Origin of the sequence: Pseudonocardia asaccharolytica DSM 44247 = NBRC 16224 (genome assembly GCF_000423625.1) — a bacterium.
GTDB classification, from domain to species: Bacteria; Actinomycetota; Actinomycetes; order Mycobacteriales; family Pseudonocardiaceae; genus Pseudonocardia; species Pseudonocardia asaccharolytica.
Map to the genome: position 1 here is coordinate 295,931 of NZ_AUII01000004.1, position 6,578 is coordinate 302,508.

Below are 6,578 nucleotides of genomic sequence, written 5' to 3' on the forward strand. Positions count from 1 at the left end.
GGGGAGACTACGCTTCTCGTGTGAGCCGCCGCACCAAGATCGTCTGTACCATCGGCCCGGCCACTGCGACGCCGGAACGGATCCGTGAACTCGTCGCGGCCGGAATGGATGTCGCGCGGCTGAACTTCAGCCACGGCAGCCGCGATGACCACAAGGCCGTCTACGAGATGGTGCGGGAGGCCGCCGACGCGGAAGGCCGCGCGGTGGGTCTCCTCGCCGACCTGCAGGGCCCCAAGATCCGCCTCGGCCGGTTCGCCGCCGGTCCCACCGAGTGGCACACCGGCGAGGAGGTGCGGATCACGGTCGAGGACGTACCGGGTACGCACGACCGGGTCTCCACCACCTATGCGGGACTCGCCGACGACGCCCGCCCCGGCGACCGGCTGCTCGTCGACGACGGCAAGGTCGCGCTGACCGTGATCGCCGTCGAGGGCCTCGACGTCGTCTGCCGGGTCATCGAGGGTGGCCCGGTCAGCGACAACAAGGGGCTCTCGCTGCCGGGGATGAACGTGTCCGTGCCTGCCGTCAGCGAGAAGGACGCCGCCGACCTGCGGTTCGCGCTCGACCTGCGGGTCGACGTCGTGGCCCTGTCGTTCGTGCGCAGCCCGGCCGATATCGACCAGGTCCACAAGATCATGGACGAGAAGAACGCCCGGCTTCCCGTGATCGCCAAGCTGGAGAAGCCCGAGGCCGTGGACAACCTCGAGGCCGTCGTGCTCGCCTTCGACGGGATCATGGTGGCCCGCGGCGACCTCGGCGTCGAGCTGCCCCTGGAGAACGTGCCGCTGGTCCAGAAGCGGGCCATCCAGATCGCCAGGGAGAACGCCAAACCGGTCATCGTCGCGACCCAGATGCTCGACTCGATGATCACCAACTCGCGCCCGACCAGGGCCGAGGCGTCCGACGTGGCCAACGCCGTGCTGGACGGGGCGGATGCGGTGATGCTCTCGGGCGAGACGAGCGTCGGCCGCTACCCGATCCGATCGGTGCGCACGATGTCGCAGATCGTCGAGGCCGTGGAGGCGGGTCCGACCACCGTGCCGCCGCTCAACCACGTGCCGCGCACCAAGCGTGGCGTGCTGTCCTATGCGGCCCGCGACATCGGGGAACGGCTTTCGGCCCGGGCGCTGGTCGCCTTCACCCAGTCCGGCGAGACGGTGCGCAGGCTCTCCCGGTTGCACAGCCGGCTGCCGCTGCTGGCGTTCACCCCGACCCTCGAGGTCCGTAGCCAGCTCGCGATGACGTGGGGCGTGGAGACCTTCCTGGTCCATCCCGTGGACAGCACCGACGCCATGGTTCGCCAGGTCGACCAGGCAATGCTGTCGATCCAGCGGTTCCAGCCGGGCGATCTCGTGGTGATCGTCGCGGGGTCCCCTCCGGGGACCGTCGGCTCGACGAACCTGATCCGGGTGCACCGACTCGGCGAGGAGGATCACGCGTGATCCCGGCCGTCTGACAGGATCCCCGCGTGACGACAACCGATCCGGAGCTCGCCGCCGATGGCGTCCCGCGCGGGCAGGCCGTCCTCGACGAACTGGTCGAGCTGCTCACTCTCGAACAGCTCGAGGTGAACCTTTTCCGCGGGGTCAGCCCGCCGCGCTCGCCGACCCGGGTGTTCGGCGGACAGGTGGCAGGCCAGGCGTTGGTGGCCGCAGGCCGGACCGTGCCCGAGGACCGCTCGGTGCATTCGCTGCACGGCTACTTCATCCGGCCCGGCGACCCGCGGGTGCCGATCGTCTACGAGACCGAACGAGTCCGCGACGGGCGCTCGTTCACCACCCGGCGGGTGCTGGCCATCCAGCACGGCGAGGCGATCTTCTCGCTGGCAGCGTCGTTCCAGGTCGCGCAGGACGGGCTGGAGCACAGCGAACCGATGCCGTCCGGGATCCCCGAGCCGGAGTCGCTGTCGGACCTCGGTGGGCGCGTGGCGGCGGGCAAGGGCAGCGGTTGGTTGGTCAACTTCCCGCGGCCGCTCGACGTGCGGTTCGTCGACGAGCCGGTCTGGGCGGCCGAGCGCGTCGCGTCGCACGAGCCGCTGCGGGCGTGGATGCGCGCCGACGGCACGCTGCCCGACGACCGTCTGCTGCACGTCTGCCTGCTCACCTACGCCAGCGACCTCACCCTGCTCGGGGCGGTCGTGGCCCGCCACGACATGAACTCCACGCAGGTGCAGATGGCCAGCCTCGACCACGCCATGTGGTTCCACCAGCCGTTCCGGGCCGACGAGTGGTTTCTCTACGAGTGCTACTCGCCCGCGGCCTCCGGCGGGCGCGGCCTGGCCGAGGGCCGGTTCTACTCGGCCGACGGGCGGCTGATCGCGAGCACGATGCAGGAGGGGCTCGTGCGGTTGCCCAGGGCGAGCTCATGAGCGGGCAGGCGCCGGTCGCGGTGTCGAAGCGATCGTGATGACGGGTTGGGCGAACCCGCCGCCGGCGCGGCGGCGGCAGATCCTGCACGCGACGCGGACGGTCGCGATGGTCGGCGCGTCCCCGAAGCCGGACCGGGCCAGCATGTCCGTGGCGACCTACCTGTTGTCCCGCACCGACTACGAGGTCTACTTCGTCAACCCGAACGCCGAGGAGATCCTCGGCAGGCCCGTTCACCGCAGTCTCGCCGATCTTCCGGTCGTGCCGGACCTCGTCGACGTCTTCCGCCGCGCCGCGGACCTGCCGGAGACGCTCGACGACGTCCTGGCGCTGCCGCCACGGGTCAGCACCCTCTGGCTGCAGTACGGGCTGTTCGACGAGAAGGTGGCCCGGCGCGCCGAGGCCGCGGGCCTGCAGGTCGTGATGGACCGCTGCCTGAAGGTCGAGCACACCCGGGTCCACGGAGAGCGCCACCTCACGGGCCCCGACGCCGGGGTGCGCGGCAGCCGGAGCCGGATCCGGTGACGGCGGTCCTCCGGGTCAGCGGAGCATGGCGAGAGGGGGATCCGCCGGGGGATCGGCGCTTCCTCGACGTGCCCGGGCCGCTGGCGCTCGAACTGGGCGGCACGCTGCCGGGGTACCGGCTCGCCTACGAGACCTGGGGGCGGCTCTCGCCGGCCCGCGACAACGCCGTCCTCGTGCTGCACGCGCTCACCGGGGACAGCCACGTCGTCGGCGAAGCCGGACCGGGGCATCCCACCGCGGGCTGGTGGAATGCCGTGGTCGGGCCCGGTCTCGGTATCGACACCAACCGGTTCTTCGTGGTCTGCGCCAACGTGATCGGCGGTTGCCAGGGCACGACGGGGCCGTCCTCGGCGGCGCCGGACGGGCGGCCGTGGGGCAGCCGCTGGCCGCGCACCACGATCCGCGACCAGGTCGCGGCCGAGGTCCCGCTGGCCGACGCGCTCGGCGTCGACGTCTGGCACGGGGTCGTCGGCGGGTCGATGGGCGGGATGCGGGCGCTGGAGTGGGCGGTCATGCGGCCGCACCGGGTGCGCAACGTCGTCGTCCTCGCCGCGGCGGCCGAGGCCAGCGCCGATCAGGTCGGCCTGTGCCGCATCCAGATCGACGCCATCCGCGCCGACCCGTACTGGTGCGGTGGCGACTATCACGACCAGTTCCGCGGCCCGGATGGCGGGCTCGGGATCGCCCGGCGCATCGCCCATCTGAGCTACCGCACCGCGGGCGAGATGGACACTCGCTTCGGCCGGGCCGCCCAGAACGGGATGGATCCGTTGCGCGGTGGGCTGTTCGCCGTCGAGTCCTATCTGGACCATGCGGCGGAGGGGCTGCGCGCCCGGTTCGACGCCGGCAGCTACGTCGCGCTGAACCTGGCCATGAACAGCCACGAGATCGGCCGGAACCGGGGTGGCACCGCGGCCGCGCTGGCCAGGGTCACCGCGCGGCCCACCGTCGTGGGCGTCGACACCGACCGGCTCTACCCGTTGCACCAGCAGGCCGAGTTGGCTGCGCTGCTCGGGACCGAACCCGACATCGTGAGCTCCGGGCGCGGGCACGACGGCTTCCTGGTGGAGACCGACCAGGTCGGCGCGGTGCTGGCGCGCGCGCTGGGCTGAGGTCCCCGGCTCCGCTGCGATCCGCCCGGCTCTGGGTGATCCCCGTCGCGGCGCGCCGCGGCCGCGAGGGCTAGCCTTCCCGACGTGTCTACCCCACCTGTCACCGTCACCGTCACCGGAGCCGCTGGCCAGATCGGTTATGCACTGCTCTTCCGGATCGCCTCCGGGCAGTTGTTGGGGCCGGACACTCCGGTCCGGCTCCGCCTGCTGGAGATCCCGCAGGCCGTGAAGGCCGCCGAGGGCACCGCAATGGAGCTCGAGGACTGCGCCTTCCCGCTGTTGACGGGCATCGACATCACCGACGACGCCACCGCCGCCTTCGACGGGGCCAACGTCGCGCTGCTCGTCGGCGCGCGCCCCCGCACCAAGGGCATGGAACGGGGTGACCTGCTCGAGGCCAACGGCGGCATCTTCGCGCCGCAGGGGCGCGCGATCAACGCAGGCGCGGCCGACGACATCCGCGTCCTGGTCGTCGGGAACCCGGCCAACACCAACGCCCTCATCGCGCAGGCCGCGGCCCCGGACGTGCCGGCCGAGCGGTTCACCGCCATGACCCGGCTCGACCACAACCGGGCCGTCGCGCAGCTGGCCGGAAAACTGTCCGTGCCGGTGACCGAGGTCAAGAAGATGACCATCTGGGGCAACCACTCGGCCACCCAGTATCCCGATCTCTACCATGCCGAGGTGCACGGCAAGGTCGCCGCCGAGCAGGTCGACGAGGCCTGGTTGCGCGAGGAGTTCATCCCGACCGTCGCCAAGCGCGGTGCGGCGATCATCGAGGCCCGCGGTGCGTCCTCGGCGGCGTCGGCGGCCAACGCGGCGATCGACCAGGTCTTCGACTGGGTGAACGGAACCCCCGAGGGCGACTGGACCTCCGCGGCGATCCCGTCGGACGGCTCCTACGGCGTCCCCGAGGGCATCATCTCCTCGTTCCCGGTGACCTCGGCGAACGGCAAGTGGGAGATCGTGCGGGGCCTGGAGATCGACGCGTTCTCCCGGGAGAAGATCGACGCCTCCGCCGCCGAGCTGGTGGACGAGCGCGAGGCCGTGAAGGCGCTCGGCCTGCTCGCGGGCTAGGAACCGCCCGGCGGAACCGTTCGGCCTCGGCGAGATCGCTGCGGACGGTTCCGCCGGCCGGTCCGCTATGCGGGGCGGGCGACGTAGAGCACGTCGAGCGGGTCGTCCGGCACGTCGTGCACCGCGACCTCGCCGAACCCGGCTTCGGCGAGCATCCGCAGCGCGAGCTGCTCGCCCCATACCGTGCCGAGTCCGGTGCCACCCTGGGCGAGCGAGACGGTCATGCAGTGCAGGGTGCTGATGCCGTAGAGCAGCGGCGCGAACGGATTGCCGACGTTGTCCTCCAGCGCGCTCGCGGCCTTGATGTCCATCATCACGAAGGCCCCGCCGGGGGCGAGCGCGGCGCGCACCCGGGCCAGCACGCCCGCCGGATCGACCTGGGCGTGGATCGCGTCGAAGGCGAACACGGCCGCGAACGGCGGGTCGGCCGGCAGCCCGGCGACGTCGAGGACCTCGAACGAGGCGTTGCGCAGCCCCCACCCGGCGGCCTCGGTGCGGGCGGCGTCGATCGCGTCGGACGCGATGTCGTAGCCGACGAACGTCGAGCGCGGGAACTCGCGGGCCAGCAGGTTGACGGCGTGCCCGGTGCCGCAGCCGATGTCGGCCACCCGCGCCCCCTCGGCCAGCCGAGCGGGCAGGTCGCCGGTCAGCGGCAGGATCCCGTCGATCAGCTGCCCGTCCAGCAGACCCCGGGACAGCCCGTCCATCACGGCGGTGAACTCGGGCCGGAACGCGTCGTAGGGCACCCCGCCGCCGTCGCGGAACGCGCGGCCCACGGCGTCGACGTGCCCGGCCAGCAGCGTCCCGGCCCGCGCGAACGGCGCCAGGTTCAGCGAGCCCGGCCCGCTGAGGCAGACCGCGTGCTCGGGCGGGAGCGTGTAGCGGCGCTCGGCGGGGGTGTAGTCGACGATCCCCGCCGTGACCAGGGCGCCGAGACACTCCCGGACGTAGCGCTCGACCAGCCCGGCCCGCTCGGCGATCTCCTGGCTGGTCCCGGGGCCTGCGGCCAGCGTCTCCAGCAGCCCCGTGCGATGGGCGAGGTCGAGCATCAGGCCGACGAAGCCGTCGGTGTAGATGCCGAAAACCCGTTCGGCGAACCGCTCGACCTTCTGCTCGTCGATGCCGGTGGTGCCGGCCGTGGTGGCTGTATCCATGGGGTGTCTCCTCCGCTCGGGTATCGGGTTTTCCGGACGCTAGTGCTGCGTTCCTCAAAGGGAGTACAGGTTGACGAGGGGGGCATGGTGGATCCGGGAGGACGGAGCCATGCCGAAGTTCTTGTCCGCGCGTCCGCCGGCTGGTCCGGACGAGGAACGCACGATCCGCAAGCTGGCCGGGGCCCGGCATGCCCCGGGGGACTGGATCCGCAGGGCGAAGATGATCGTGCTCAGCTGGCGGGGACTGCACACCACCGCGATCGCCGCCGCGCTCGGCTGTCACCCGCAGACGGTGCGGGACCGGCTGCACCGGTTCAACGCCGAGGGCCTGGACGGGCTGGGCG

At 72.1% G+C, this 6,578-nt stretch carries 7 protein-coding genes; 6 read left to right on the top strand and 1 reads right to left on the bottom strand.

The window, feature by feature from the left end; genetic code table 11:
* Nucleotides 1-20: 20 nt before the first annotated feature.
* From pyk to G567_RS0107340, 5 genes are all read left to right on the top strand, one after another.
* Complete coding sequence (gene pyk, locus G567_RS0107320; RefSeq protein ID WP_028929467.1) at nt 21-1,442, top strand: pyruvate kinase; 1,422 nt, start codon at nt 21-23, stop codon at nt 1,440-1,442.
* A 26-nt stretch (nt 1,443-1,468) separates the two neighbouring features.
* Nucleotides 1,469-2,368, top strand: a complete 900-nt coding sequence (locus tag G567_RS0107325) for an acyl-CoA thioesterase (protein WP_028929468.1) — start codon at nt 1,469-1,471, stop codon at nt 2,366-2,368.
* Nucleotides 2,369-2,405: 37 nt separating this feature from the next.
* Complete coding sequence (locus G567_RS0107330; RefSeq protein ID WP_028929469.1) at nt 2,406-2,891, top strand: CoA-binding protein; 486 nt, start codon at nt 2,406-2,408, stop codon at nt 2,889-2,891.
* Nucleotides 2,888-4,003 carry a homoserine O-acetyltransferase MetX gene (metX, locus tag G567_RS0107335; protein WP_028929470.1) on the top strand — a complete coding sequence of 372 codons (1,116 nt, stop codon included), beginning with the start codon at nt 2,888-2,890 and terminating at the stop codon, nt 4,001-4,003. Before G567_RS0107330 ends, metX begins: the two co-directional genes overlap by 4 nt.
* Before the next feature lie 84 nt (nt 4,004-4,087).
* A complete protein-coding gene (locus G567_RS0107340; RefSeq protein WP_028929471.1) occupies nt 4,088-5,080 on the top strand; it encodes a malate dehydrogenase in 993 nt (330 codons plus the stop codon).
* A gap of 65 nt (nt 5,081-5,145) precedes the next feature.
* Here the strand turns inward: G567_RS0107340 and G567_RS0107345 are convergent, their stop codons facing one another.
* The gene (locus G567_RS0107345; RefSeq protein WP_051232486.1) at nt 5,146-6,234 is read right to left on the bottom strand and encodes a class I SAM-dependent methyltransferase; all 1,089 of its coding nucleotides are present in this window, start codon (nt 6,232-6,234) and stop codon (nt 5,146-5,148) included.
* A 109-nt stretch (nt 6,235-6,343) separates the two neighbouring features.
* Here G567_RS0107345 and G567_RS0107350 point away from each other — a divergent pair.
* Nucleotides 6,344-6,578 (top strand): helix-turn-helix domain-containing protein (locus tag G567_RS0107350; protein WP_028929473.1); only part of this gene is annotated, 235 nt, incomplete at its 3' end.